Below are 24,949 nucleotides of genomic sequence, written 5' to 3' on the forward strand. Positions count from 1 at the left end.
CTTCCTTCTTCCTTACCTTCTCTATACAATACCAATGCTACCGGACATGATATCATTCTTAAATTAAATTATTATAATTCTCAATTCCTCTAATATTTTATATTTTTTGATTTTGGGTTTTGAGCTACTCCATAATTTTCTGGTGATCGCCGGATATATAGATATTCATAGCCTGGAAAAAAGTTATTAGTTTCTAATAACTGATCCATCAGTTACTTTAGGTTAATTTGAATTATTAAATTTTATTTGAATATTGGTTTTAAATCTAGATGATGATTCACTTGATCTGCGATTGAATCCAAAATAACTTCACGTTGTTCTCTATAATTAGCAATACCAGTCGGTAAACCCTCTAGTCCACGTTTTTTACGCAACAGATTTAACCAAGAACGACGCCAAGGGCCATTATCAAAAATTCCATGTAAATAATTACCCCAGACAGACTGATAGCTATTAACAAAACCTAAATCATAATCATTAAATAAAGGTTTAACTATATCTGGTTTTGTCACTCTAGTTCTACCTTGATGAATTTCATAACCTATTACTGGTAAATTTCCTAAAGGGTAATTAGCAATAATTTGTCTCTGACGAGCAATTTTTTTAGGAGTAATTACAGTTCTTAAGGGTAGTAATTCCAATCCTTTATATTCCCCTTTTTTTCCTTCTAAACCTTGAGAATCAATTAAAACTTCACCAAGCATCTGAAAACCACCACAAATTCCCATCACCGTACCACCAGAAGCTTGATAATTTTTGATTGCTTCTGCCATACCACTTTTTTGTAATACTAATAAATCACTAATAGTAGTTTTAGAACCAGGGATAATTATTGCATCAGGATAACCTAAACTATCATTAGGATTAAGATATTTAATTTTTACACTAGACTCCGCGTCTAAAGGTTCAAAATCAGTAAAATTAGAAATTCTTGGTAATCTAATAATGACAATTGTAATATCAGTTGTAGATTTAGTAGAACGTTGTTCTAAAATACTCAAAGAATCTTCAGCAGGAAAAGCTTCATTAATCCAAGGAATCACACCAACGACAGGAATATTAGTTCTTTCTTCTAACCACTGAATACCTGAATCCAATAGAGATCTCTGTCCTCTAAATTTATTAATTATTATCCCTTTAATTAAATTTTTTTCTTCTGCTTCTAGTAGTTCCAAAGTACCAATCACATGAGCAAAAGCACCACCTCGGTCAATATCAACTACTAAAATTGTAGAGGCATTTAAATACTTAGCCACTCGCATATTAGTTAAATCTCGGTGCTTCAGATTTATTTCTGCAGGACTACCTGCTCCTTCACAAACTATAATGTCAAACTCTTGAGATAAAATTTCTAAAGATTCTTGGATAGCATCCCAACCGATATCAAAATATTGCTGATAATAATCTATAGCTCCTACTGTACCTAATGCTTTTCCCTTAATAATAACTTGGGAAGTCATATCTCCTTGAGGCTTTAATAAAATTGGATTCATTTCTATTGCAGGAGTCACACCTGCCGCCCAAGCTTGTACTGCTTGAGCATGACCCATTTCTCCTCCAGTAGATGTGACATAAGAGTTCAAAGCCATATTTTGTCCTTTGAAGGGAGTCACTCTCCAACCGCGACGTGATAAAATCCTACAAATAGCTGTAGTGATTAGAGATTTCCCAGCATGGGAAGTAGTTCCCACCACCATAATTGCTTGCATAGCTTTTTTCAATCAGGAAGAATGAATCAGATAGGTATACTCCCTGGACTAAAGTCAAGGGGATTAACTGTAGAGTTTTTCTCTCTCAAACCCTATTAATCATTAAGCAATGGGATAAATTCTCATTACTTCTTTCTTAATTAGAGACTTGCATTGAATTTTGTGGGATGTCCTAAAAATGCTAATCTTAGACTTCACTGAAGTTTCAACCGACTATTGTCCTTAATTTTCGGATGATGTTGACTGGACGATTAGCATCTGAATTTAGTTGACACTCTCACACTTACACCCTATACAACAAACTGTATTTCTAAACAGGAAGTCTAAACCAACGATTGATTAAATTATCAAGGCGATCACTAATAGTAGGTTGAGGCCAGTTTTCCTTCCCAGCATATTTTTTTACTAACTGATGACCTAGGGGAGTGAGACGAAAACTATCTGTAATTCCTTGTCCATCAACTTCCCGCCTAAGTACGCCTACCTGAATTAGCCATAAAAGATAATTTTCAGCAGCTAATTCTGATAGAAGGGAGACTGTGTAGGCATTTTTAAAGCCAGCATCAGAAGCTATTGATTTTAATCTCACACTTTGATAGCTCATTGTTACAAACAAGTTTAGATTAAATGGACTACAACACAGCGCTATTTCCGCCCTTTTTTCAGTATGAGTAGGGTATTGGAGTGAAATTAAGTTTGGAGATTCTCCGGAGGCCATATTAACTTTAATATATCAATAAAATTTATATTTTCAAGTTAACAAAGATTATAGTTTAATATCTAAAATCAAGGATTTTAAGTATTTAAGGGGGTTTGAGTTAGCTATAAATCCTAGGCCATAATCTAAGATTTGGCGTCGGGATACATGGACTCCTCAAAGCTGATTAGAGCCGATCAAACCTCGTCAAATCAACATTTACTGCCTGCTGGATTTTGTGGTATTATTCCAACTCTGATCACCTTTAACTAAACTTATCGAATTTATCCCGACGAAAAACAGGTCAAATTATTTAATGAATGGCTAGAAACTTATCGTAGTGTTTATAACTATGCTCTGGCCGAACTCAAAGATTGGATTGCTTCCAGAAAATGTCCAATAGATTAGGTGTAGTTTGGACAGTGAATACATAATTTAACGACTATCAGTTTCAATTAGCCCATAAATTATGCGACATGGCTGAGACTATCTTCGTTGAAGACGAAGACATAGATTTTAGAACCATGGCCAAAGATTTCTTGGGGAAACATACTATTGATACAGGTTTTGGACAGTTTGGGAATATTTTATTTTATGTTGGGAAACAGCGGGGAGTATACGTTGGTCAAGTAGACCAAAAAGGCAGTTCTCAAACTTGTCCAAACTGCCGAATTGAGTTAAGAAAGAAACTCAATGATAGATAGCATAGCTGTGTTTGATGTAAATATGAGACTGATAGAGACATAGCTTCAGCATAGGAAATTTGTAACTAAGTTTAGAAGCAACTAACTACCTAGGGACTCTAGGGGCAAGAAATAGGCTGTCAAGCCTGGCTGTCGGGGAGATTATGCCTAGATAAGTGGCGCAGGGCAGCAATGTCTAACAGGGATGTTGGAAGCCCGCGCTGTACCTCGTAAAGGTCAGCTTCGGGAAGATGTCACAAGTAAAAAGTTTTCAAGGATCACATAATCTCTTAAAATAATAACTAAAGAATATAAGGCTATGCTCTGAAAGTAAACCTGTAAAGAGCTAGAACTTAGTAGACAATTGTCGTCATAAAATGCTGTCATCTAGATTGCTTTGTAAGGCGTAAGACATACCTGTGGACAAACATAAAAAATGGCGGGAGGAAAGTTCCCGGAAGATTTATCCCCTGGTTGAATAACGACGTGCGGGTTTTAACCCGGCGTCAAAGTCTAGTATACTAGAAATAGCAAGTAAGAACAAGGTTTATCGCCATGACCTCTAGCTAGTGCGGTGAAACTCCGGCGGACAGGAGACGGGGAATTAATTTCTTACGACGGTTGAAAGCAAGCAGGCAGCTAGAGCAGCGATTTATTGCTCCAACATAACTGAGTAAAACCACTCGTGAAAGCTAAAAAAAGTAGACTCACAGCTAGATTTCGGTCTATGTCGAGGAGTTTAGAAGTCTGTTGACAGGCTTTAAGCAAATGTGGATTTATGAGGGGCTGCGTGCGGAAGTAAATTCCTCACTTTGAACGCCCCGTCCCATTTGTGGTGGATTAACCAAGGAATCCAGGGTGTTTCAACCCCTGGAGATGTCAATACCATAGGTTCTATCTAAGTAATAGCATTTGCACTTGTATTGCCTAGTAAAAAATTTTTTTTGAAGCAGTAGGTACGCTGCATACAACGTTTCGATAGCACTTTGTGACTTTTGTCTAAGTTTTAAGGAGAAAAAGCGAATCTATGGCATTATCTGTTGGCACTAAAGCGCCTGAATTCACGGTAAAAGATACTAACGGTAACACTGTTTCCTTGTCAGATTTTGCTGGTAAAACAGTAGTTATGTATTTTTACCCTAAAGATGATACTCCTGGTTGCACCAAGGAAGCTCAAAGTTTCCGAGACAACTACGCTGAATATCAAGGCAAAGATATGGTTGTTCTTGGTGTAAGTATGGATGATGAATCTTCCCACAAAGCTTTCACTGAGAAATATGGTTTGCCGTTCCAACTTTTGGCAGATGTTGATGGTACTATCACTAAAGCTTATGATGTTGAAGGTAGTGGATATTCTAAGCGTGTTACTTATATTATTGATGCCGAAGGAAATATTTCTCATGTTGATGAGAAAGTGAAAACGGATAGCCACGCTAAAGATATTTTAGCAGTCATTGGTAAAAAATAGTGTTGTGCTAATTTAATCTTGGTTATTTAGTAGGGGTTTGGTCTTCAAACCCCAAGCTAAACGCATCTAATTTTTTTGACAAATGACCAAGATACGCTGAAAGAACCTGGTCTGTGATAGATTTGACTTCACCCTCTACAAAAGCTATTTTTACTTGAGGGATAGAGTCCCATTCCTGGTTCCGGGATACTGAATATTCACCTCTGCGATCGCATTTTTAGAAAAACTGATTACCCGAAACAGATCAAATCCTTTGTAGATAATACATACAACTGATCTTTATTAATAGTCTATGTAAACCGGAGTTGGTATTATTCTCTCTATCAGCAGACAATAACTTTAGAAAAACTTTTAGAAAATTCTGGTAGACAACTGCTCTTTATGCAGAAAATCTACAAGAAGAATGGTGGAACCTGCAACACTACAATGAACTACCACTACTACCTATTTTTACTGAAACTGTGAACATCCCCAAACCTCAAAAAATAAAAGCATTATATGGTTATAAGTTGCAATAAAGATGGGATTAGTTCACTTAAAAGGCGATTCGCAAAGCGATCTGTCTTGGAATTGGGCAACTCTTTCTTGTAAGTTATTTCGTTCGTTTTTTCAGAAAATTTTGAATTGATTCTTATTTTGAATAATTATAAAAAGATAAAGATATAGCTTATTTCTGGTGGGAACATCTTTAAATACCAAAGGGGTTTGGTTACCAAACCCCTACATTCAAATATTACACAACCTATTGATTACTATATATGCTGTTCAAGCAACATAAAATTAGCCCCTAATTCCTGGAAATAGAGAAAATAGGGGCAATTTTTCAAGGATATTTGATGAAACACTTTTCAAGCAAAGGAGAAGTTCAGCCACTTTAGGCGATCGCCGACTCTTGAGTACGAGCAAAAATCATCCTACCCGCAGAAGTTTGTAAAGAGCTGGTAACAATAACCCGCACCTCATCACCAACATATGCACTACCAGACTCTACAACAACCATCGTACCATCATCTAAATAACCAATACCTTGAGAAGGTTCCTTACCTTCCTTACGAATTTTGATTTCAATAGTATCACCAGGTAAATAAGTGGGGCGCATTGCCTGAGTCAAATCATTAATATTTAGTACAGGAACTTTTTGTAAATTTGCAACTTTAGACAAATTATAGTCATTAGTTAACAAAGTACCACTAATTTCCAGGGCAAAACGAACCAATTTAGCATCTACCGTAGAAATTTCTTCATAGTCTGCAAAATGGATTTGAATCTGAGAAGGGTAGACTTCTTTAAGCCTATTTAAGATATCTAAACCTCGTCTACCTCTAACTCTTTTTTGATCGTTAGAAGCATCAGCGATAAGCTGTAGTTCCTGTAAAACGAAGTGTGGCACAAGAATCTGACCCTCCAGAAAACCCGTTTCTAATAAATTTTCTATTCTACCATCAATAATACAGCTAGTATCCAAAATTTTAGTAGTAGCAGGTTTGAGAGTTCCTTCTGCTACTAATACTGCATCTAGACTGTTAGGATTAATTAGTCGTAGAAAACCACGACCATGAGTATCAGCAACGTTAACTCCTGTAAAACCTAACATGACACTGCCTAAAACTGCTACAAGAGGTTTAATAAAAGTAAACTCCTGGGGAATAGGCAGTAAAAACAGTGGCGCCAGCATTAAGTTTGCCACTAATAGTCCAATAACTAATCCTATAGCCCGCGTTAATAACAAGTCAACAGGCATCTGGCTTACTTTTGCTTCCACTCGCCGATATGTGGTTTGAAATACTAACCCCACTACAAACCCAATCAAGGATGTGAAGGCAGATAATACTGAACGTAAGCCTTCGATGTTGGTGACTTGTAGTAGTACGTTGGGTGGGAGAAGTTCTATGCTATAGAAACCTATTCCTGCTCCAGCAAGAACAAATGAAATGATAATAATTGCGTCAAGCATTTTTTGAGTTTGTTTTTTTGTTTTATAGAAGATATAGATATTTCCCTAGGAGGTACTCATCAATAATGATTGAGAACCATAATTTTTGGGCTGCTCAATGTTGCCTCTATTATATCTTTACAGTTGAGATGCGATTCTTTACGGTTCTCTTTTTATTAGGTTTTAACCTCATTAGAATTTGCCAACAATTAATAATGAGGTTTTTCTTCTACAGTTACTTCCGAAGTACAAAATCTATCTGGAAATGGAAACAATGTGATTATTTTTACTTGATTTGTAATAAAATTTTCTGGTGTATTACTGATTTTATTCAGGATTACGGTGAAATACCTATAGTAAATCAATTAAATAATGTTATAAATAAGCCACTCGAATTAGGGACTCGTGAGAAACAGGATTCAGCTAAATTGAGAACATTAAAACTTACTTAGCATCTACTGCCTAAGACTTATTTGTAGCAATTTTTTTTCATTACTATTAAAGTGAAAACACTTTAATGAAACATGATAATTTTACGCTCAGTATCTGCATAAGAGCATAGCTAGCTGGAAGCCAGAATATGTGTAGTTTATCTAAATGAAAAATTATATAAGTGCTTTTTTTTACTTTTCACTTAAGTAATATTTCTACCACTCAAAAAATATTATTTTTCTGATTTACCCTACTACTACTCCTCATTAAATTCATAATTGTTTAAGATAGTTTTATAAATGATATAGTTTGTAACTCTGTTTAATAGTGAAAAGGCCAATCGGAAATTACTGCACTCCTAGTTCGGCTTATGTCCATATCCCTTTTTGCCGACGGCGATGCTATTACTGTGATTTTCCGATCTCTGTAGTGGGTGATGGTAAAAAAGGTGATAATTTTTCTCCAATTCAAGAATATGTGGAGGTAATTTGTGACGAGATAAGCATTACAAAGTCTTTTTGTCAACCCTTAGAAACTATTTTCTTTGGCGGTGGTACTCCTTCGCTGTTATCAGTGGGTCAATTAAGTCGGATTTTAGATACCCTAGAACAAAAATTTAGAATTGTGGCCAATGCTGAAATTTCTATAGAAATGGACCCCGGAACTTTTGACTTGGAACAGGTGCAAGGATATAAATCCCTAGGAGTAAATCGAGTTAGTCTGGGAGTACAAGCATTTCAAGATGATTTATTACAAGTTTCTGGGCGATCGCACAATGTCTCAGACATTTATACAGCAGTACATACATTGCATCAAGCAGGAATTGTTAATTTTAGTATCGATTTAATTTCAGGACTGCCACACCAAACCTTAGAACAATGGCAAACTTCTTTAGAAACTGTAATAGCTATTTCCCCAACTCATATATCCAGTTATGACCTTGTAGTAGAACCAGTTACAGCTTTTGGACGTTATTATCAATCAGGTCATGCTCCTTTGCCTACAGATGAAACGGCGGCCCAAATGTATCGAATGGCACAGCAGTTGATATCAAATTCAGGATATGAACATTATGAGATATCTAATTATGCCAAGCCGGGTTATCAGTGTAGCCATAACCGAGTTTACTGGGAAAATCACCCTTATTATGGTTTTGGTATGGGTGCAGCAAGCTATTTAGAAGGGCAAAGATTTACCCGGCCGCGCACGCGGAAAGAATATTATCAATGGGTGCTATCGTTTCAAGGTCATAGTTTAGAAAATCAGGGTATTGATAAATGGAATCAGGATTGTTTGTTAGAAACACTGATGTTAAGATTCCGCTTGGCAGAAGGGGTGAATTTATTCACATTATCTCAGCAGTTTGGTCAAGAAACTGTAGATAAATTATTAATCTATTTACAACCCTATCAACAATTAGGGTGGGTAGAATTTCTTAATCCAAAAGGTGTAGCAACTCCTTTCTCTAATAACCAAAAACTTCCAATAGAGGGATATTTGAGATTGACCGATCCTGAAGGTTTTTTGTTCTCCAATACTGTTTTATCAACGTTATTTAGTAAACTTAGTAATTCTATCAGTATGGAATGTTAAATCATGAGTATTTGTACTGATAAAATAGTAGGTTTATAGTGGACAACTTAAGTTAAATTAATTTTATTCAACAAAAGTAATTAAAAATATACTTAAGCGATCCCCATGCGTTTATAATAATTTTATTGGCGCTCAAAGATATCAAGATTCAGTCGGGTTGCTAATCGGCAAACAAAAAACTTAGAGGGAATTTAAAGATTGTGACTATAGCACTAGATAGACTACCAAAACAACAGAGTCAAAAAATTCTCTGTTTCTATGTTAATACTACTAGCAAAATGCAGATTGCTAGAATTAATAATGTTGCAAATCAATATTGGGAACGTGCAGTCTTCCCTGGAGAACGTTTCTTATTTGAAGCAATTCCTGAAGCAGAATTAGAAATTCATCAAACTCAAGAAAATGGTGAAATTAGATGTGAACGTTTTTTGTGCCAAGGTTTGAAAGTTGATGAATAAGTAATAGTTGAAAGTTTATCAAAGTTAGTTTGATTAAGTATGTTATAATAGTTAGTGATTAATATTTTTTTTGACTTATCACTAACTATTTTTATAGGTCAAGTATAATCAACTTATGAAGTTGATCAGTATACTCAATAAAATCATTAAATCTCTATATAAATAGACTTTGATGGAAATATATTTACTGCATAATTGAGTTATCATGGCAAATCATTTAAGCAATGATTAAACGTAGATAAATTCATGTAAAAATAGTAAGGATATCTTATTGAGTTCAACCCTACCCCCTACTCTCAAAGAAGATGTAGCAATACTTTTGAGGTTTGGCATAACATCTAGAATTTTTATACTTTTGTCTTGCTTCTGCCTTCCTTAGTGCCTATACCATTTTTAACATTCTTTTTTCATCGATAGTATTCTTGCCAAAGAAGTTAATAACTAATAGTTATAAAATTTATTCATAGTATTACTACAAAGAAGAAATTTTCTCAAAAAATCACAAATATTATAATAACTTTACCAAGGCTTCAGCTAAATATTCATATTGGGAATAACTATTATAAATTTGAGCCGAAATCCGTAAAAGTCGCTGCCTTTTATGAGGCCAAGGAACTATCGGTACCTCAATTCTAAATTTCTCCCATAAATCATTTTGTAAAAGTGGAATCAACCCACTATAAACCTCATTTTTTCCCTCATCCGGCAATTTCACAACTACCATTGAACCAATCATTTCATCTGGGCAACAATCAATTTTTATTCCCAACTTTTCCTGCAATAAATGTCTAGCTGCCAATGCCATAGACTTATTTCTTGCCATCAACTCTGACCAACTTCCAGGCAACAAAGAACCCATAAATTGAATTGCTTCTGGTACACATAAATAAGCTGTTGGATCGTCCGTACCTACCCAATCAAATTCTAAGTGAAATCGTGACTTATCTGTGCGGGTAGAATTAGCACCATGACTAATAGTTAAAGGATGAATATTCTCTTGTTTATCTCTACGCACATACAAAAAACCAGCACCCTTCGGCGCACATAACCATTTATGACAATTTCCTGTGTAATAAGCTGCCCCTATTTCCTCTAAATTAAGTGGAAGCATCCCCACTGCATGAGCACCATCTACTAATGTATCGACCCCTCGTTTAGCTAATTCTTTTACCAGTTGTTTGATAGGAAATACAAATGCTGTTGAACTACTAACATGGTCAAGCAATGCAAGTCTTGTTCTTGGTGAAATATGTTTGATAACTGCTTCGACTATTTGTTGAGGAGATTCTACAGGAAAAGGTAGGGATGCGACTATCACTTTTGCACCTGCGCGATCGCTAACAAAATTCAGCGCATTGTGACAAGCGTTGTATTCTTGATCTGTAGTTAGTAACTCATCACTAGAGGAAAACTTGAGGGAGCGCAAAACTGCATTTACCCCGGTGGTTGCATTTGGAACAAAGGCTAATTCCTCTGATTTTGCACCAACAAATTCTGCTAACTTTCCTCTAGCTTCATCCAGTAGAGTCTCAAACTCCCGAATAAAAAAATGTACTGGTTCTCTTTCCAACTTTTCCCGCAGTCGAGTCTGGGCTGTCAAGACTGGCAATGGACAAGCTCCAAAAGACCCATGATTGAGAAAAGTCACATTTGAGTCAAGAGACCAATATAAAGACCATTTATTACTATGTTCGTACTGAAACATAAATTTGTTAATTCTAGAATTGTGAACTTAAGATTTTAGTAGGAAAAAAGAACCACTAAATATATCCACTTCCAGAACCTAAAATTTTTAAACTCCCCGGGCAAGATTCGAACTTGCGACCAATCGGTTAACAGCCGACCGCTCTACCGCTGAGCTACCGAGGAACAAATATTTGCTCGTTTCCTGAGCTACGATTACTTATTATAGTAGTGATTCAAGAGATTTTGCAACCCCTTTTTATATTTTTTATTTTTATCTTTCTTATAAGATAATTTTATTAATTATATTTGACTTTCAGAAAATTATATGATGTTGAACTATTTTTTTCCCATTCTCAATTCAGATAGGCGCTTTTGAGATTCTGGATCTAAGTAACTAGCCAGAAAACGCCTTGATGTTCTTTTGCCTCGTTGACATTTACTCCGAACACGACTTGCTACACTTTCAACATCATGGGCAAGTTGTTGTGAAGACATCCACTCCGCACCATAACCAACCACAGTAAGCTTTTCATCTCTATCTGAAGTAGCTACGATTAACCTACTTCTAGACAAATGTATCTCCTGACGAAGATTAGCACAAGCCTTCTCTATATATGTATCTGCTGTCTGACCAAACTCTGTATAATGAACTGATAATTTATCAGTAATAATTTCTTTTGTAGTAGGAGTAGATTGGTATTGGGAATCAAATACTATCTGAGTATTTAAGTCCTGACTAGCACTATAGTTGACTAGAGCCTCAATCAAATCTCTTCTGGCTGTTTCCAAGCCATGAATATTACGAATTTCTCGGATACGAGGCCATAAACCAATGACATTATAGCCGTCTACAAGCAGAATAGTTTGTCTTAAAGGACGTGACATGACTCAAGGTGGTAATTATTCAGAGAATGTTAACAAATACTAAGTTAGTATAACATCGATCCAAATTTTTATAGTTATAAGTACCCGTGCCAAATTAATTTAATATTTTTAAGAGAGTAGGGAATAAGGGAAAAAATCTACTTGTAGACTTTAATAAATAGAGCTAAGTATAGTCAAATTTATTTGATCTATTTACTTAACTTAACCACCAAATATACAATTAGTTTTGCTTAACTACCTAATTCTTCCTAATAAGAGTCGAAGAGATTGATTAAATTTTAGGAGATTGAAGTATTCCCCATTGTAAGATAAACCAAGGAATTTTGAAGTCAGGAATGATCCAAGCATACTTTCTCAAGGCAGGGATAGCATTAGGCACTATAAAACGAAGAGAACGTAATGAAACTGGACGTTTACCATATTCATCAACTATTCTATACTGTTTAGCTAATTCAGCTACAATCTGTACTTTTCCTGTTAAATTTATAGTATTTTGTTGCTCTAACAAAGAAGCAATCACCCTTCCAGTAAACAAAGGTGTTTCCCAATTATAATGGTCTATGAAAGTAACATCCTGAGATTGAATATCATTCTGAGTATTCAAATCTTCAGCAAATTCCAACATATGTTCCGTGCTAACAATTCCTGGCCAAATGGAAACTGATGTGATATTATCAGGTTGTAATTCTACTGCCATGTCTGCTGCCAAACGGTCACAAGCCGCCTTTCCAACCCCATAAGCTGCCCCAAAAATATAAGACATTCCTCCCCAAGAAGAAATAGTACAAATGAGTCCTTGTTGACGCTGACTCATTAAACGAGCAGCAAAAATACTTGCTATATAATGGCTACGCAGACCAACATTATTAATAGCATCCCAAAGACTCGGAGTGTGTTTCCAAAATGGTTGACCATAGGCATTAGCTATGGCTCCTACTCCAGAAAAAACGTTATTTACTAATAAGTCAAGTTGCCCATTTTGTTCGGTTTCAATACGTTCAAATAGTAACTTTACCTGATCATCATCACTATGGTCTATTTGAACAGGAATACAGGTACCACCAACTTTTTCAACCTCTTGTTTGGTTTCTAAAAGTGTTCCAGAAACATTGTCACTAGAAATTTTATTCAGTGAGCGCCCTGTAATATAAACAGTTGCTCCTGCTTCCCCTAAACCAATAGCAATACCTTTACCAATACCTCTGGTTGCTCCGGTAACTAAGGCAACTTTACCCAAAAGATTTTTCGTCATCTCAATCTATCTGAATAGTAACTGCCGATTAAAAATTAATTTAACATTTTTAAGTAGGAAGCAGGGAATAAAAAAAGGTAACGGTGCATAAGTAGTAATTTTTTTTAAAAATTAAGTGGGCGATAAAATACTATTCCTGTAAAACTAGGAATTAGATATATTGCCTGTTGTTTGTTGCCTTCTGAAGCGGTTGCCTGTGGTCAAAATAAATTACTATAGTCATTTCAAATAAGAATGAAATACTTTTTCGGCTGAAACTTTTTCAAAGTAATCAACTATTGTCTCAATCTCAACTGAAATTACTATATAGATACAGAATTACCTAAAAAATATACTTGTATACAGCAATAGTGGTGCTAAAAATAATTTTTCCTATCTATATCGCCAAACCATCAAATATACAATTAATTTGTATTACCGAAAAATAAAGGTATAAAGCCTCTCCTTTTAAGGAAAAAAAAGAAAAAAAATTCTTTTGGTCAATCCTATTCTATATAAGAAGAGGTAATTATTAATTGTTGAACTACTTACCTATAATCATCCACACTTACTATTCCTGCATTGCTTAAGTTTAAACTTAAGGGCTTAGTCCAGAGGCGATCGCTTAAGATTAATCTTGAATTAAACGTTGCTTCAAAAGTTCAGGACTGCCTTGGTCTACTACTTGGCCTTTGTCTAAGAGAAATGCTCCATCAGAGTAATCCAACTCATTTAAGCGATGAGTAACCCACAAAGCAGTAATACCTCTGTTTTTCACCAAACTTTGAACTTGAGTCACCAAATCTAATTGACTATCTGGATCAAGTAAAGCTGTAGGTTCGTCCAAAAGTAAAATGTCACAGTTGCGGGCAATAGCACCAGCAATAGCAATTCTTTGTTTTTGCCCACCGCTTAAAGCATATATAGGTCGGCGTTGTAGTTCTAATAAATTTACGGCAGTCAAGGCATCTTCCACCCGATGACGAATTTGAAGTTGAGACAGCCTCTCTTCAACTAAGCCAAAAGCGACATCTGCTCCTACAGTAGGCATCACAAGTTGATGGTCAGGATTTTGGAAAACAAAACCTATTTGCCCTTCAAAATGAATTGTTCCAGATTGAGGAGACAAAAGTTTTGCTAATAATCTTAACAAAGTTGATTTACCACTACCATTACTACCCAAGAGCATCCAAAACTCTCCCTTGGGTACTTGTAGAGAACAAGAGCGTAATACTTGGCTACCGTTAGGCCAATTAAAACAAATATCCTCTACTAAAATTGCTGGATGAGTAACTTTAATAGTTTTATCGTTTGGCTTCATTGGGTCAAAGCGACAAAACCAGGTGGTCTTCCAGCAGCAGCAGCACCGGATTTTTGGGAAATTTGAACACCAGAAACTTCACTGATTACTACAGCAATCTTTTTCTCAGGCATTTTCTCACAAGTAAGTTCTAAAACTTGAGGGTTTCCAGAGCGAATAGACTCAAGGACTTGTTGATAAACAGCCTCAGCATCTTCAGCGGACTTACGTTGTACTGAAAATGGCACAGGGGTGTACTTCACAATGATGTCAATAGTAAACATTTTCTTATTAGTGAGCTTGAAGGGTAATTTTCTCCCGTTTTAACCGTAAGCAGTATAACGAGAAATTTCTAACCTTGCGGATAGGGCTTCTTGCTTCAAAAGCTGTTTACCTCTCAACATACGTTTTTACCACTATATGCCCCATCTTAGGTATTTCTTCAATTCTATGTGAATTTTACGATATTTTCAACTTGCTATTGATTGAGGAGATTGTATGGCGAATTAACATGGGCACTTAAAAATCTAAAATCTAATAAAATAATGTCTTGAAAAACTCATTTTTCTGGTTGCCCGGATCGAGAATTACCTTTATAATGAAAATTACGGTAATAAAACTAAACAATGTTTATAAAATCTCTCATAATTCTGCTTAGGTAGAACACTAAATTATTATACAGTGGTTGAGAAAAACATTAGCCGTAGTTATCATAATTATTTGGAGAATTCCGTAATGACTGTAGCAGTGGGACGCCCACAATCTCAACGAGGAGCATTTGACGTCCTCGATGATTGGCTCAAACGTGATCGCTTTGTCTTTGTTGGCTGGTCTGGTGTACTCTTGTTTCCTTGTGCCTTCTTGGCTATTGGAGCTTGGTTAACTGGAACCACCTTTGTTACTTCCTGGTATACCCATGGATTAGCTAGTTCTTACTTGGAAGGCTGTAACTTCCTAACTGTTGCAGTTAGCAGCCCAGCAAATAGCATGGGACACTCCCTACTATTTCTCTGGGGTCCAGAGGCTCAGTGGGACTTTGCTCGTTGGTGTCAAATTGGTGGCCTATGGTCATTTACAGCTCTACACGGTGCATTTGCTCTGATTGGCTTCTGCTTACGTCAGATTGAAATTGCCCGTTTGGTAGGAATACGTCCTTATAATGCTATTGCCTTCACAGGACCAATTGCAGTGTTCGTGAGTGTATTCTTAATGTACCCATTGGGTCAATCAAGCTGGTTCTTTGCACCAAGCTTTGGAGTGGCTGGTATATTCCGATTCATCCTATTTTTACAAGGATTCCATAACTGGACACTTAACCCATTCCACATGATGGGTGTAGCCGGAATTTTGGGTGGTGCACTATTGTGTGCTATTCACGGTGCGACAGTGGAAAACACACTATTCCAAGATAGCGAACAAGCTAATACCTTCCGTGCATTTGAACCTACTCAATCCGAAGAAACATATTCCATGGTGACAGCTAACCGTTTCTGGTCCCAAATCTTCGGTATCGCATTTTCCAACAAACGTTGGCTTCACTTCTTCATGTTATTCGTACCAGTAATGGGATTGTGGATGAGTTCCATAGGTATAGTAGGTTTAGGATTGAACCTACGAGCTTATGACTTTGTATCCCAAGAATTACGAGCAGCAGAAGATCCAGAATTTGAAACATTTTATACCAAAAACATTTTGCTGAACGAGGGTATCCGGGCTTGGATGGCTCCTGCAGATCAGCCACATCAAAACTTTATATTCCCAGAAGAAGTATTACCTCGTGGTAACGCTCTGTAATATAGCCTAATTGATCAACGGATAGTCTGGTACTTATCCTAGAATAGCTCCTACATAAACGAGTATGTAGGAGCTATTTTTTTTGTGAAAATTACTACCTATTGCCTTTTTTTTCACAAGCAGGGTAAGTCCAAAAAATTTGATAATTTATCTTTTGCTATTCCCTGAAAAAAAAAATTAACCAGCTAATTGCATTCTCAAATTTTTGTGCTACTATAGAAACCGTAAGATTAAGCAAACAAATAACCGCTCAGGGATAAAAGGAGGTGATGCCTATGCAAGATAGTAGTAAACGCATGGGTCACCTGGTTGGAAAATGCCGGCTGTGTGCTGGGGCTGCTCTCTAGCAGTTAGCCTTTGTTCCCACCCTGGGATCTATAAGGATTAACCTTGACCAGGCTGACCTAGGGTTCCTCCCGGCAGTCAGGTTCCAATCAAAGTGACCCCCTAGACCGCTCTTACCTTAGATAGTGCTTAGGTATTTACCAAAACACTATCTAAGGTAAGAGCGGATAGTTTTTTGAGTAATTTTAGGAATAGTTCAATGAGTGAATTACTAAGTGTAGAAGAAATTAATCAACGTGCTAGTAAATTATTAGACTGGCAATTAGAAGGAAATAAACTTAAGTGTGTAAAAAAATTTAAAGATTTTGTTGAAGCGATAGGTTTTGTAAATAAATTAGTAGATCCGGCTGAATTATCACAGCATCATCCAGACTTAGAAATATCTTACAATAAAGTGACAGTTATATTAACAACCCATGATTCTGGTGGGTTAACAGAAAAAGATTTTAACATGGCTCAAACAATATCTAATTTAGGTTAGTCAACTTTAAGAGTCTGGACAGAATTTCAGCAATATCCGATTTTATACTCCGAAAATACAGGTTAAATACATAACCTGGATTGTAAAAATTGATAATCAATTTGAACCATATCAGAAATATGTGTAACAAACAGCACATTGCCTATACACTGGTGGTAGCGATACGGGTAACGCCACGGTTCAAAAACACCATAATCCTTTTGCCCCCTCAAGACTTCGAGATCTGATTACAATTTCATTGCGAAAAGAATTATATTAATATTCATTAATATAATTTAAGGTCAAGGCTATTGACTAAGCGTCAAATATGCTCCAGTTAAATAAACTTAAGTGGTTGGAGGAAACTACTGAGACCACAGAATCATTGATAGAGCAGCTACTAGACATTGGAGTGGCTTTATCTGACACTCACAATCTGGATGAACTATTAAATTTGATATTATCCAAAAGTCGTGAGATAACTTGTAGTGATGCAGCTAGTGTTTACTTAGTAGATCAAGTAAATAGCAATCAACAGAAGTTATTGTTTAAGGTAGCCCAAAATGATTCTTTATCAAAATCAGAATTTGCCTTCCAGCAACTAGAATTGGCTATAACATCTGAAAGCTTGGCCGGGTACGTTGCCTTAACAGGTCATACTTTAAATTTACCAGATGCTTACAATCTCCCAGAAAATATTCCCTATAAGTTTGATAAAAGTTTTGATGAGCAAACAAGTTATCGTACTTGTTCAGTATTAATTTTACCGATACAAAATCGACATCAGGAAATAATTGGAGTGCTTCAATTAATTAACCGTAAAGTTAAATCTGATATTGTACTGACAAAAGAAAATGCTAAAGAATTAACTCAGCCATACTCAGAATGGGAAGAGAGAATATTAATTTCTCTAGCCTCTCAAGCAGCTATATCTATAGAAAGAAATCATCTACAAGAAAATATAGAAAATTTATTTGAGGGTTTTGTCAAAGCATCAGTACAAGCAATAGAAGCTAGAGATCCTTGTACATCTGGTCATTCAGAGCGAGTAGCAAAATTAACGGTAGGTCTCTGCGAAGAAGTGAATATGGTTACTAATGGTCTATTATCAGCCATATATTTTAGTAGTGAGCAAATTCAGGAAATCCGTTATGCAGCCCTCTTACATGATTTCGGTAAAATAGGTGTGCCAGAAGCTATATTAACAAAACGTAAGAAATTATATGAGGAACAATTAGAGCTAATCAAGCAAAGATTTTCTATAGCCCAACGTACTTTGGAAATGGAATCTGCTCAAACCAATTACAAATACTTACTTGGACATTTTTCTGACATATCTCAACCACATACTCAGGAAAATTGTCCATTATGCGAAAAAATCGAAAACTTGGATTTAGAGTTAGAAGTAGCAATCACTGAGCTTAACGACTATTGGCAAATAATACTCAGGGCTAACGAGCCAACCATTATAGCAGAAGAACCACTGAAGCAACTACAGCAAATATCACTTTACACCTACAAAGATATAGACGGTAAAATTAAACCTCTGATTACAACAGAGGAATTGGCTCAACTAGGAATTCCTAGGGGTAACTTGACTGCTGAAGAACGACAAGCTATGGAGACTCATGTAACAGATTCTTACGAATTTTTAAAGCAGATTCCTTGGACAAAAAATCTACAGAATATTCCAGAAATTGCTTATGGACACCATGAAAAGTTGGATGGCAGTGGTTATCCTAGAGGACTAAAAGAAAAGGACATTTCTATTCAAGCTCAAATTATAGTTATCGCAGATATATATGATGCTTTAACGGCTGGCGATCGCCCTTATAAAAAAGGCTTACCTGTGGAAGTTGCTATGAGAATTATGCGTTCGGAAGCAGCCCAGAATAAAATTAATAGCCATTTCTTGGAACTATTTGAACAGAGACAAGTCTTTTCGATACTAGGACACAGCAAATAAGGTATACAAATTTCTATAAATGATAATGTAGATCAAAAATTAATCAGGACACTCTTGCTTGAGAGAGTGAACAAAATTTTGGATAAAGGTTGTTGATAAAAAAAAATTGTGATAGTCTGTCAATCATCTACCTAACTTATTTATATGGACAAGCTGGTCGTCTTGTTATTTTCAGCTTGCATATACCTAAAACCTAAAATCTTAAGGTAAAAAATCTAAATTTGTAGTAAAGGTCTATAGAAGAGTCTGTTTGTGCTATAAAAAAGTCGAACAAATTTTGATATTTGTTCTAGGGTTGGAATGATTTTAATATTGCTCGAAGCAAACCTAATTCTGGAAAGAGATATCTTAACTCTGAGAGAAAATTGGACTACTTGCAATTCAACTCCATTATTAATATCTAATGGAAATTGAGGACTATCAAGCAATGATTGATTATCCTACCCTATGGAAAATAACTAAATAAAAGAGCCAAATAGTCTCTCTGTAATCGGTGTGAGGATGAGGGGAAAATGTCAAAAATATTCTGGAATTGTCTACTTTTTAGTCCAGCAGTCTTGGGAGCAACCCTTGTTGCATCCTCAACCGCTGTGGCGACTGAAAGTCAACCAACTAATACAGTTATTCAGTCTCAAGCTGCAAGAACTGAAAATTTATCAACAAATATAATAAATACCGAGGGAACTGAACTATTAGCTCAAGTTCCTGGAACAAATTCTGCTAATTCCGTTGCAAATACACCAGCAACTACCATACGACAAATAAACCGCTACGGTAGAGAAGGTCGCAATCTTCGTCAACCAGGTCTTCGTAATATTAGTAGAAATGGTAGAAGAAGGACAAAAGGTCAAGTTACTTCTGTATCTCAACTTTCTGATGTTCAGCCTACAGATTGGGCATTTCAAGCACTACAGTCTTTGGTTGAACGTTATGGATGTATCGTTGGATATCCAGATGGTACTTACAGAGGCAATCGTGCTTTAACCCGTTTTGAATTTGCTGCTGGTGTTAACGCTTGCCTAGATAGAATTACAGAACTTTTACAAGCTGCTATAGCAGATACAGTAACTAGAGAAGACCTAGCTATTTTGCAAAGGTTACAAGAAGAATTTTCTGCAGAATTAGCGATTCTCCGGGGTCGTGTTGATGCTCTAGAAGCTCGTGCTGCTGAATTGGAGGCTAATCAATTTTCCACAACTACCAAACTTAGAGGTGAGGCGATTTTTGCCCTTGTTGATAACTTTGAGAAGGAAGGACGATATGGAGCGTTCAATGATAATACCCAGGATGAAGACCAAGCAGTATTCCAATACAGGGTACGTCTGAATTTCAATACTAGCTTTTCTGGTGAGGACTTATTATTTACCAGGTTACAAGCAGGTAATGCTCAAGCATTTAACGAATGGATAGCCGAGTCTGAGGGACAGCAAACCTTTAATGTTCTTGACCGTACAGATGATACGGTTCAACTAGATAAACTATTCTATAAGTTCCCTGTCAGAGATAACATCAGAGTAACTGTTGCTGCTAACAAAGTAAGTTGGTACGACTTTGTTCCTACACTTAATCCTTACATGGAAGACTTTGATGGAGGAAGCGGTTCTCTCAGTTCTTTTGGTCAAAGAAACCCAATCTATCGTTTAGGGGGCGGTAAAGGACTTGGAATTGAGTATGATTTTGGTTGTAAAGATCAATATGCTTGTACTTATAGTCCGTTTTCTCTATCTTTTGGCTACTTAGCAGCAGAAGGTGAAGATCCTCGTGAAGGAAAAGGTCTATTTAATGGAGACTATGCTGCTCTAGCACAATTAACTTTTACCCCCATCAGAAATTTCCAAATTGGACTTACCTACAACAAAGGCTATTTTGGACCAGGGAATTTTGGATTTGATGATGGTGCAGCTACAGGTCTAGGTTATGAGGGCAGTCCAAACAGTGGATATGTGGGAACTGGCATTGCCAACAGTGTATATGGTCTAAATGCTGGACTCAATGACCGCAAGCCAGGTTCAGTAAATATTGCCAAGCCAGTTTCAACTAATGCTTATGGTGTAGAAATGTCTTGGCGAGCAGCTGATTGGGTAACTATTAATGGATTTGGCACATATCTTGATGGGAAACTAATTGGCTTAGGTGATTTTGAAATCTGGACTTATGGAACTACTATTGCTTTCCCTGATTTATTTAAGGAAGGCAGTCTAGGTGGTATTGTTGTAGGTCGGGAACCTTACTTGAATGACTTAGATGTTCCTAATGGGTTAGCCTCAGGATTACGACAAGATATGTCATGGCATATTGAAGCATTCTACAAATACCAAGTTACAGATAACATCTCGATTACTCCTGGTGTGACTGTTATTACAAATGCTAACCAAGATGATGATAATGATGAGTTAATTATTGGTACTATCAGAACTACGTTCCAGTTCTAGTGGTTAGTTAGAAAAATTAGGGTGGTACATCCCACCCTATAAAAGGGTAATAGGAGTTACGCACACTTAACCCATAAATCTAATTATTGCTTAGTGTATATTGTTCAAACTACATATTTATCGTAGTAACCAGATATATTTACCTAACTAAATATACAATTAAAGTTGTTACTTACTGTAAGTTGGCGCTCAGAAGTCAATACACCAAAATTAAAATAATTTTTAGTTTATTCTACCTCTTATTTGATTACTTACATTTGATTTTATTTAGGATTACTACAGCTAAAACTAATTCTGAAATTTAGGTATTTTTGTTTATAAGTTTTATTCATAGAAGTTTTAGAGTTTATGAATTAAAAAGTTTTAGGAGATAGGGAATAGAAATTAATATTAAACTGTACCTCAAAATTATCAAAACTTCTATAATTGAAAATCTGGTGTTGTTGATTTTAGGTATAAAATTCCTAAATTTATAACTTCCAAATCAGACCTATTTCGCTTCTAACTAGCCTGAAAAAGCTTCTTTATCTCTCATGGCTTCTGGCTCCTGTAAAATGTACTTTAATTCAGCAATATCAAAAATTTCAGTCTCTAATTAGATATTGCTAATGACATCTAAAAGCTGTTATTCCTCAACGGTTTACTTTTTTCATTCCCTATAATAGTCCCAAATTGTTGCTGCTTTAAACTGAAAATTTGAGGATTTTGAGTAGACAAGAACACAAAAAATTTCAGGAAAATTCTTGCTTCTAAATCCTTTGTAATTCCCAATTAATTCTAAATTATAAGTTCTACTATTCCCCACAATACTTGATTTAGCAAACCCTAAATTAAACATATTTAACAATCTGACTAAATGTAATGTATTGGTTTTAATTAAAAAATCATAAAACTTCTAATATATATTATTTCTTTGATTTAAAATTAACTATATAAAGTATAGGATGAAATAGATACTGGCAGGAACATGAAGAAAAAGCAAAAATGTATTGATTGCTAAAAATTAGTACATAGTTTATCTATAAACTAAAGCAATCATAACTAAGTATTTAGTTATCCTATCGAAAAAGTAGAAAATAACTTAGATGAGGTAATTATAAATTTTACGTAGAGTGGGAAAAATCTGAGAGAGTAGACAATAGTTTAGTTGTTTAAGAATAAACCTAAAATTTATGATTAAATTGTCAGCAGTCAGCTTTTTCTGTTGAACAGTGTCCCAAGATCAATCAAAGTTAAAAATTGGCTTTAAACCAAATTTTTGCTTAATCAAGACTTGATTCGGAGTCCTGATTAATTAGTGTTCCATTCATTAATGGATGTGCTTTTACCTATACTTTTAATTGGACTTAAGTCTCTCAATACCTATTTGGACTATTGAGTCAATTAAGCTTATGGCTGAGGTCTTAATGGTTAAGATTAAATAACCATTTTCTATCATGTTATTGGTAGAACCCTAAGTTTATTTTTAGTGATAAATATATCATGCGTATTGCTCATAATATTACAGAATTAGTCGGTCGGACACCCCTAGTACAACTCAATCGTATTCCTCAAGCAGAAGGTTGTCTAGCAAAAATAGTAGTAAAGCTAGAAGGAATGAACCCTGCGGCTTCAGTTAAAGATCGTATTGGTGTAAATATGATTAATGTAGCGGAGCGCGAAGGTTTGATTACACCAGGGAAAACAACATTGGTTGAACCAACCTCTGGCAATACAGGTATTGCTTTGGCAATGGTTGCTGCTGCTAGGGGTTACAAGCTAATTTTGACTATGCCAGAAACAATGAGTATGGAGCGTCGTGCTATGTTACGCGCTTATGGAGCAGAATTAGTCTTAACTGCTGGTAATAAAGGTATGACAGGTGCTATTACCGAAGCACAGAAAATTGTGGATTCATCCACTGACACATACTATATGTTACAGCAATTTCAGAATCCAGCTAATCCAGAAATTCATAGTAAAACTACAGCACTAGAAATCTGGGAAGATACAGATGGTAAAGTAGATATTTTGGTCGCTGGTGTTGGTACTGGTGGGACAGTTACAGGGATTACAGAGACAATTAAAGCAAGAAAGCCAGAATTTCAAGCGATCGCTGTTGAACCTTATAACAGTCCAGTATTATCTGGTGGAAAACCTGGACCACATAAAATTCAGGGAATAGGAGCTGGTTTTATACCAGATGTAATGAAGACGGATATTATTGATGAAATAATTCAAATTCCTGATAGTGAGGCAATTACCTATGGTCGTCGTATAGCAAAAGAAGAGGGTATTCTGTCTGGTATTTCTACAGGAGCTGCTCTTTGTGCAGCTATTGAAGTTGGTAAGCGTCCAGAAAATGATGGCAAATTAATAGTAATGATTCAGCCTAGTTTTGGGGAGCGTTATTTAAGTACCCCACTTTTTCAAGAACCACAACAGACTCCAGCCACAGTAAGCTAGCTATCTGAATAGTGTCATCAGTATTTATTTAAGCACCTGAACGAAATTATTTACACATCCGATAATGATTTAATTGAGGTTTAACCTCAATATCCATGTAATTAATTTTTTGTGTATCTGCTTAGTATAGTGTTGTTTAGTATTACGGTAATTAGGACTTACTAATAGAACCGCTAAAAACTATAGTGTTATGTAATTTTGCATTGTTTTTAGCTGAACCGATATGTAAGTCCTGACTAATTATTAGATTATAGATATATTTGCTGTTGGTCAATGAGGGATAGGGTATTCCTGTCTTAGAACCTCTGGGGGGCTAAAGAAAGACTGAGACTACGAAACAATAATCTAGACGATGCTTTAAAGTTGGTCTAAGAGTATGTCACATGAATATTAACCATATATCAAGAAAAGTTAGGCCAGATATTTTAAAAATATTTTCTCCAATCTAATATTTGTTCAAAAGCTATTTATGGTCTCTATAATTATTGTAGTTATTGAATAGAAATGGTTCATGGTAACTTCTAATTATTATAAAATTTTAGATATTACTCCTACAGCAACTCAGGGACAAATTAAACAGGCGTATCGTCGTTTAGTCAAGTTATTTCACCCAGATACTAATACAGATATAGCAGATCACGAAAGTATTATTAAAATTAATGAAGCCTATGAAGTGTTAGGCGATCCTCAACGAAGGAAGTCTTACGATTATCACCAACTTAATCAAAATTCTCACAAATATAGAAAAACTAGCCAAGATTATCAAAAACACCAGACAAGGGGCAAGAATGTTGATGAACATCTGCACAAATGGTTGAATCAAGTCTATAAACCAGTTAACAAAATTATAATTCAAATACTGAAACCTCTAAAAAGTGAAATTGATTATTTGGCTGCCGATCCTTTTGACGATCAATTGCTTGAATCTTTTCAAGATTATTTAGAAATTTCTCGCGGTTTACTTAAAAAAGCTCATAACTTATTTAGTTCTCAGCCAAATCCATCTAACTTTGCCGGAGTAGCAGCTCATTTATATTACTGTTTAAATCAACTTAGTGATGGAATAGAAGACTTAGAATTATTTACTCTAAATTACGATGATTCTTATCTACATACAGGTCAAGAACTATTTAGAATTGCTGCAAGATTGCGCCAGGAAGCACAAATATCAATAAAAGAAATTTTATAATTTTTTTATAGATGAAGTAAGTATTCAGTTATTAGCAATTATCTCTGATTTTTTTGATGAATTAATTAAGGATTTGTTTAAGAAAAGTTATATTAACTAAGTAGTTTTTATTTATGATAAAAATTATCTGAAATATATCAATGAATAACTTCTTCCTTTAAGAAAAAAAGAGAGTAATTATAATAAGTAATAAATGCTGAAGTTCCCAGTTAAGACCTTGGGAGGCTAGGTAAAAGCTGACGG

Annotated in this window: 19 protein-coding genes and 1 tRNA gene; 11 read left to right on the forward strand and 9 right to left on the reverse strand. The window is 35.6% G+C overall.

Going from position 1 to position 24,949, the window contains the following annotated elements:
* Positions 1 to 242 precede the first annotated feature (242 nt).
* Positions 243 to 1,709 carry a cobyric acid synthase CobQ gene (gene cobQ, locus ACP6PL_RS02145; protein ID WP_426542056.1) on the reverse strand — a complete coding sequence of 489 codons (1,467 nt, stop codon included), beginning with the start codon at positions 1,707 to 1,709 and terminating at the stop codon, positions 243 to 245.
* Positions 1,710 to 2,019: 310 nt separating this feature from the next.
* Entirely contained in the window at positions 2,020 to 2,427 is a 408-nt protein-coding gene (locus ACP6PL_RS02150; protein WP_426542058.1) for an Npun_F0494 family protein, read from the reverse strand.
* 261 nt (positions 2,428 to 2,688) lie between these two features.
* On the opposite strand from ACP6PL_RS02150, the gene ACP6PL_RS02155 reads away from it, so the two are divergent.
* The 3 genes from ACP6PL_RS02155 (at position 2,689) to ACP6PL_RS02165 (ending at position 4,557) form a co-directional block, all read left to right on the forward strand.
* Positions 2,689 to 2,814 carry a helix-turn-helix domain-containing protein gene (locus ACP6PL_RS02155; protein ID WP_426542163.1) on the forward strand — a complete coding sequence of 42 codons (126 nt, stop codon included), beginning with the start codon at positions 2,689 to 2,691 and terminating at the stop codon, positions 2,812 to 2,814.
* Between the two features lie 68 nt (positions 2,815 to 2,882).
* Positions 2,883 to 3,110, forward strand: coding sequence for a zinc ribbon domain-containing protein (locus tag ACP6PL_RS02160; protein ID WP_426542060.1), 228 nt, complete (start codon positions 2,883 to 2,885; stop codon positions 3,108 to 3,110).
* 1,006 nt (positions 3,111 to 4,116) lie between these two features.
* Positions 4,117 to 4,557, forward strand: coding sequence for a peroxiredoxin (locus tag ACP6PL_RS02165; protein ID WP_426542062.1), 441 nt, complete (start codon positions 4,117 to 4,119; stop codon positions 4,555 to 4,557).
* An 874-nt stretch (positions 4,558 to 5,431) separates the two neighbouring features.
* Here ACP6PL_RS02165 and ACP6PL_RS02170 read toward each other — a convergent pair.
* Positions 5,432 to 6,511: a PIN/TRAM domain-containing protein gene (locus tag ACP6PL_RS02170; protein WP_426542064.1), complete on the reverse strand. Its 1,080-nt coding sequence runs from the start codon at positions 6,509 to 6,511 to the stop codon at positions 5,432 to 5,434.
* Between the two features lie 738 nt (positions 6,512 to 7,249).
* Here ACP6PL_RS02170 and hemW point away from each other — a divergent pair.
* Entirely contained in the window at positions 7,250 to 8,515 is a 1,266-nt protein-coding gene (hemW, locus tag ACP6PL_RS02175; protein WP_426542066.1) for a radical SAM family heme chaperone HemW, read from the forward strand.
* Positions 8,516 to 8,715: 200 nt separating this feature from the next.
* Positions 8,716 to 8,973 carry a DUF1830 domain-containing protein gene (locus tag ACP6PL_RS02180; RefSeq protein WP_426542068.1) on the forward strand — a complete coding sequence of 86 codons (258 nt, stop codon included), beginning with the start codon at positions 8,716 to 8,718 and terminating at the stop codon, positions 8,971 to 8,973.
* 508 nt (positions 8,974 to 9,481) lie between these two features.
* On the opposite strand, the gene ACP6PL_RS02185 is transcribed toward ACP6PL_RS02180, so the two are convergent.
* From ACP6PL_RS02185 to ACP6PL_RS02210, 6 genes are all read right to left on the reverse strand, one after another.
* Positions 9,482 to 10,678: an aminotransferase class V-fold PLP-dependent enzyme gene (locus tag ACP6PL_RS02185; RefSeq protein ID WP_426542070.1), complete on the reverse strand. Its 1,197-nt coding sequence runs from the start codon at positions 10,676 to 10,678 to the stop codon at positions 9,482 to 9,484.
* A 92-nt stretch (positions 10,679 to 10,770) separates the two neighbouring features.
* Positions 10,771 to 10,842: transfer RNA gene (locus tag ACP6PL_RS02190), tRNA-Asn, on the reverse strand.
* A 153-nt stretch (positions 10,843 to 10,995) separates the two neighbouring features.
* Positions 10,996 to 11,544, reverse strand: a complete 549-nt coding sequence (locus tag ACP6PL_RS02195) for an NYN domain-containing protein (RefSeq protein WP_426542072.1) — start codon at positions 11,542 to 11,544, stop codon at positions 10,996 to 10,998.
* A gap of 271 nt (positions 11,545 to 11,815) precedes the next feature.
* Positions 11,816 to 12,796 carry an SDR family NAD(P)-dependent oxidoreductase gene (locus ACP6PL_RS02200; protein WP_426542074.1) on the reverse strand — a complete coding sequence of 327 codons (981 nt, stop codon included), beginning with the start codon at positions 12,794 to 12,796 and terminating at the stop codon, positions 11,816 to 11,818.
* A gap of 610 nt (positions 12,797 to 13,406) precedes the next feature.
* Entirely contained in the window at positions 13,407 to 14,096 is a 690-nt protein-coding gene (locus tag ACP6PL_RS02205; RefSeq protein ID WP_426542076.1) for an energy-coupling factor ABC transporter ATP-binding protein, read from the reverse strand.
* The gene (locus ACP6PL_RS02210) at positions 14,093 to 14,359 is read right to left on the reverse strand and encodes a UPF0367 protein family (RefSeq protein WP_426542078.1); all 267 of its coding nucleotides are present in this window, start codon (positions 14,357 to 14,359) and stop codon (positions 14,093 to 14,095) included. Before ACP6PL_RS02210 ends, ACP6PL_RS02205 begins: the two co-directional genes overlap by 4 nt.
* A gap of 451 nt (positions 14,360 to 14,810) precedes the next feature.
* Here ACP6PL_RS02210 and psbD point away from each other — a divergent pair, with 451 nt between their 5' ends.
* From psbD to ACP6PL_RS02240, 6 genes are all read left to right on the forward strand, one after another.
* The gene (gene psbD, locus ACP6PL_RS02215) at positions 14,811 to 15,869 is read left to right on the forward strand and encodes a photosystem II D2 protein (photosystem q(a) protein) (RefSeq protein WP_426542080.1); all 1,059 of its coding nucleotides are present in this window, start codon (positions 14,811 to 14,813) and stop codon (positions 15,867 to 15,869) included.
* 544 nt (positions 15,870 to 16,413) lie between these two features.
* Positions 16,414 to 16,695, forward strand: a complete 282-nt coding sequence (locus ACP6PL_RS02220; RefSeq protein ID WP_426542082.1) for a 4a-hydroxytetrahydrobiopterin dehydratase — start codon at positions 16,414 to 16,416, stop codon at positions 16,693 to 16,695.
* A gap of 307 nt (positions 16,696 to 17,002) precedes the next feature.
* Complete coding sequence (locus ACP6PL_RS02225; RefSeq protein WP_426542084.1) at positions 17,003 to 18,640, forward strand: HD domain-containing phosphohydrolase; 1,638 nt, start codon at positions 17,003 to 17,005, stop codon at positions 18,638 to 18,640.
* A 512-nt stretch (positions 18,641 to 19,152) separates the two neighbouring features.
* Positions 19,153 to 21,072 (forward strand): iron uptake porin, encoded by a 1,920-nt coding sequence (locus tag ACP6PL_RS02230; RefSeq protein ID WP_426542086.1) that lies wholly within the window; start codon positions 19,153 to 19,155, stop codon positions 21,070 to 21,072.
* Positions 21,073 to 22,554: 1,482 nt separating this feature from the next.
* Entirely contained in the window at positions 22,555 to 23,517 is a 963-nt protein-coding gene (cysK, locus tag ACP6PL_RS02235) for a cysteine synthase A (protein ID WP_426542088.1), read from the forward strand.
* A gap of 511 nt (positions 23,518 to 24,028) precedes the next feature.
* Positions 24,029 to 24,706, forward strand: a complete 678-nt coding sequence (locus ACP6PL_RS02240; protein ID WP_426542090.1) for a J domain-containing protein — start codon at positions 24,029 to 24,031, stop codon at positions 24,704 to 24,706.
* Positions 24,707 to 24,949: the final 243 nt, after the last annotated feature.

Source organism: Dapis purpurea BLCC-M126 (genome assembly GCF_050015975.1).
Taxonomy (GTDB): domain Bacteria; phylum Cyanobacteriota; class Cyanobacteriia; order Cyanobacteriales; family Microcoleaceae; genus Trichodesmium.

Coding starts and splice junctions, on each gene's coding strand:
- cobQ (WP_426542056.1), bottom strand. CDS start 1,709: ATGCAAGCAATTATGGTGGTGGGAACTACTTCCCATGCTGGGAAATCT.
- ACP6PL_RS02150 (WP_426542058.1), bottom strand. CDS start 2,427: ATGGCCTCCGGAGAATCTCCAAACTTAATTTCACTCCAATACCCTACT.
- ACP6PL_RS02160 (WP_426542060.1), top strand. CDS start 2,883: ATGGCTGAGACTATCTTCGTTGAAGACGAAGACATAGATTTTAGAACC.
- ACP6PL_RS02165 (WP_426542062.1), top strand. CDS start 4,117: ATGGCATTATCTGTTGGCACTAAAGCGCCTGAATTCACGGTAAAAGAT.
- ACP6PL_RS02170 (WP_426542064.1), bottom strand. CDS start 6,511: ATGCTTGACGCAATTATTATCATTTCATTTGTTCTTGCTGGAGCAGGA.
- ACP6PL_RS02185 (WP_426542070.1), bottom strand. CDS start 10,678: ATGTTTCAGTACGAACATAGTAATAAATGGTCTTTATATTGGTCTCTT.
- ACP6PL_RS02195 (WP_426542072.1), bottom strand. CDS start 11,544: ATGTCACGTCCTTTAAGACAAACTATTCTGCTTGTAGACGGCTATAAT.
- ACP6PL_RS02200 (WP_426542074.1), bottom strand. CDS start 12,796: ATGACGAAAAATCTTTTGGGTAAAGTTGCCTTAGTTACCGGAGCAACC.
- ACP6PL_RS02205 (WP_426542076.1), bottom strand. CDS start 14,096: ATGAAGCCAAACGATAAAACTATTAAAGTTACTCATCCAGCAATTTTA.
- ACP6PL_RS02210 (WP_426542078.1), bottom strand. CDS start 14,359: ATGTTTACTATTGACATCATTGTGAAGTACACCCCTGTGCCATTTTCA.
- psbD (WP_426542080.1), top strand. CDS start 14,811: ATGACTGTAGCAGTGGGACGCCCACAATCTCAACGAGGAGCATTTGAC.
- ACP6PL_RS02220 (WP_426542082.1), top strand. CDS start 16,414: ATGAGTGAATTACTAAGTGTAGAAGAAATTAATCAACGTGCTAGTAAA.
- ACP6PL_RS02225 (WP_426542084.1), top strand. CDS start 17,003: ATGCTCCAGTTAAATAAACTTAAGTGGTTGGAGGAAACTACTGAGACC.
- ACP6PL_RS02230 (WP_426542086.1), top strand. CDS start 19,153: ATGTCAAAAATATTCTGGAATTGTCTACTTTTTAGTCCAGCAGTCTTG.
- cysK (WP_426542088.1), top strand. CDS start 22,555: ATGCGTATTGCTCATAATATTACAGAATTAGTCGGTCGGACACCCCTA.
- ACP6PL_RS02240 (WP_426542090.1), top strand. CDS start 24,029: ATGGTAACTTCTAATTATTATAAAATTTTAGATATTACTCCTACAGCA.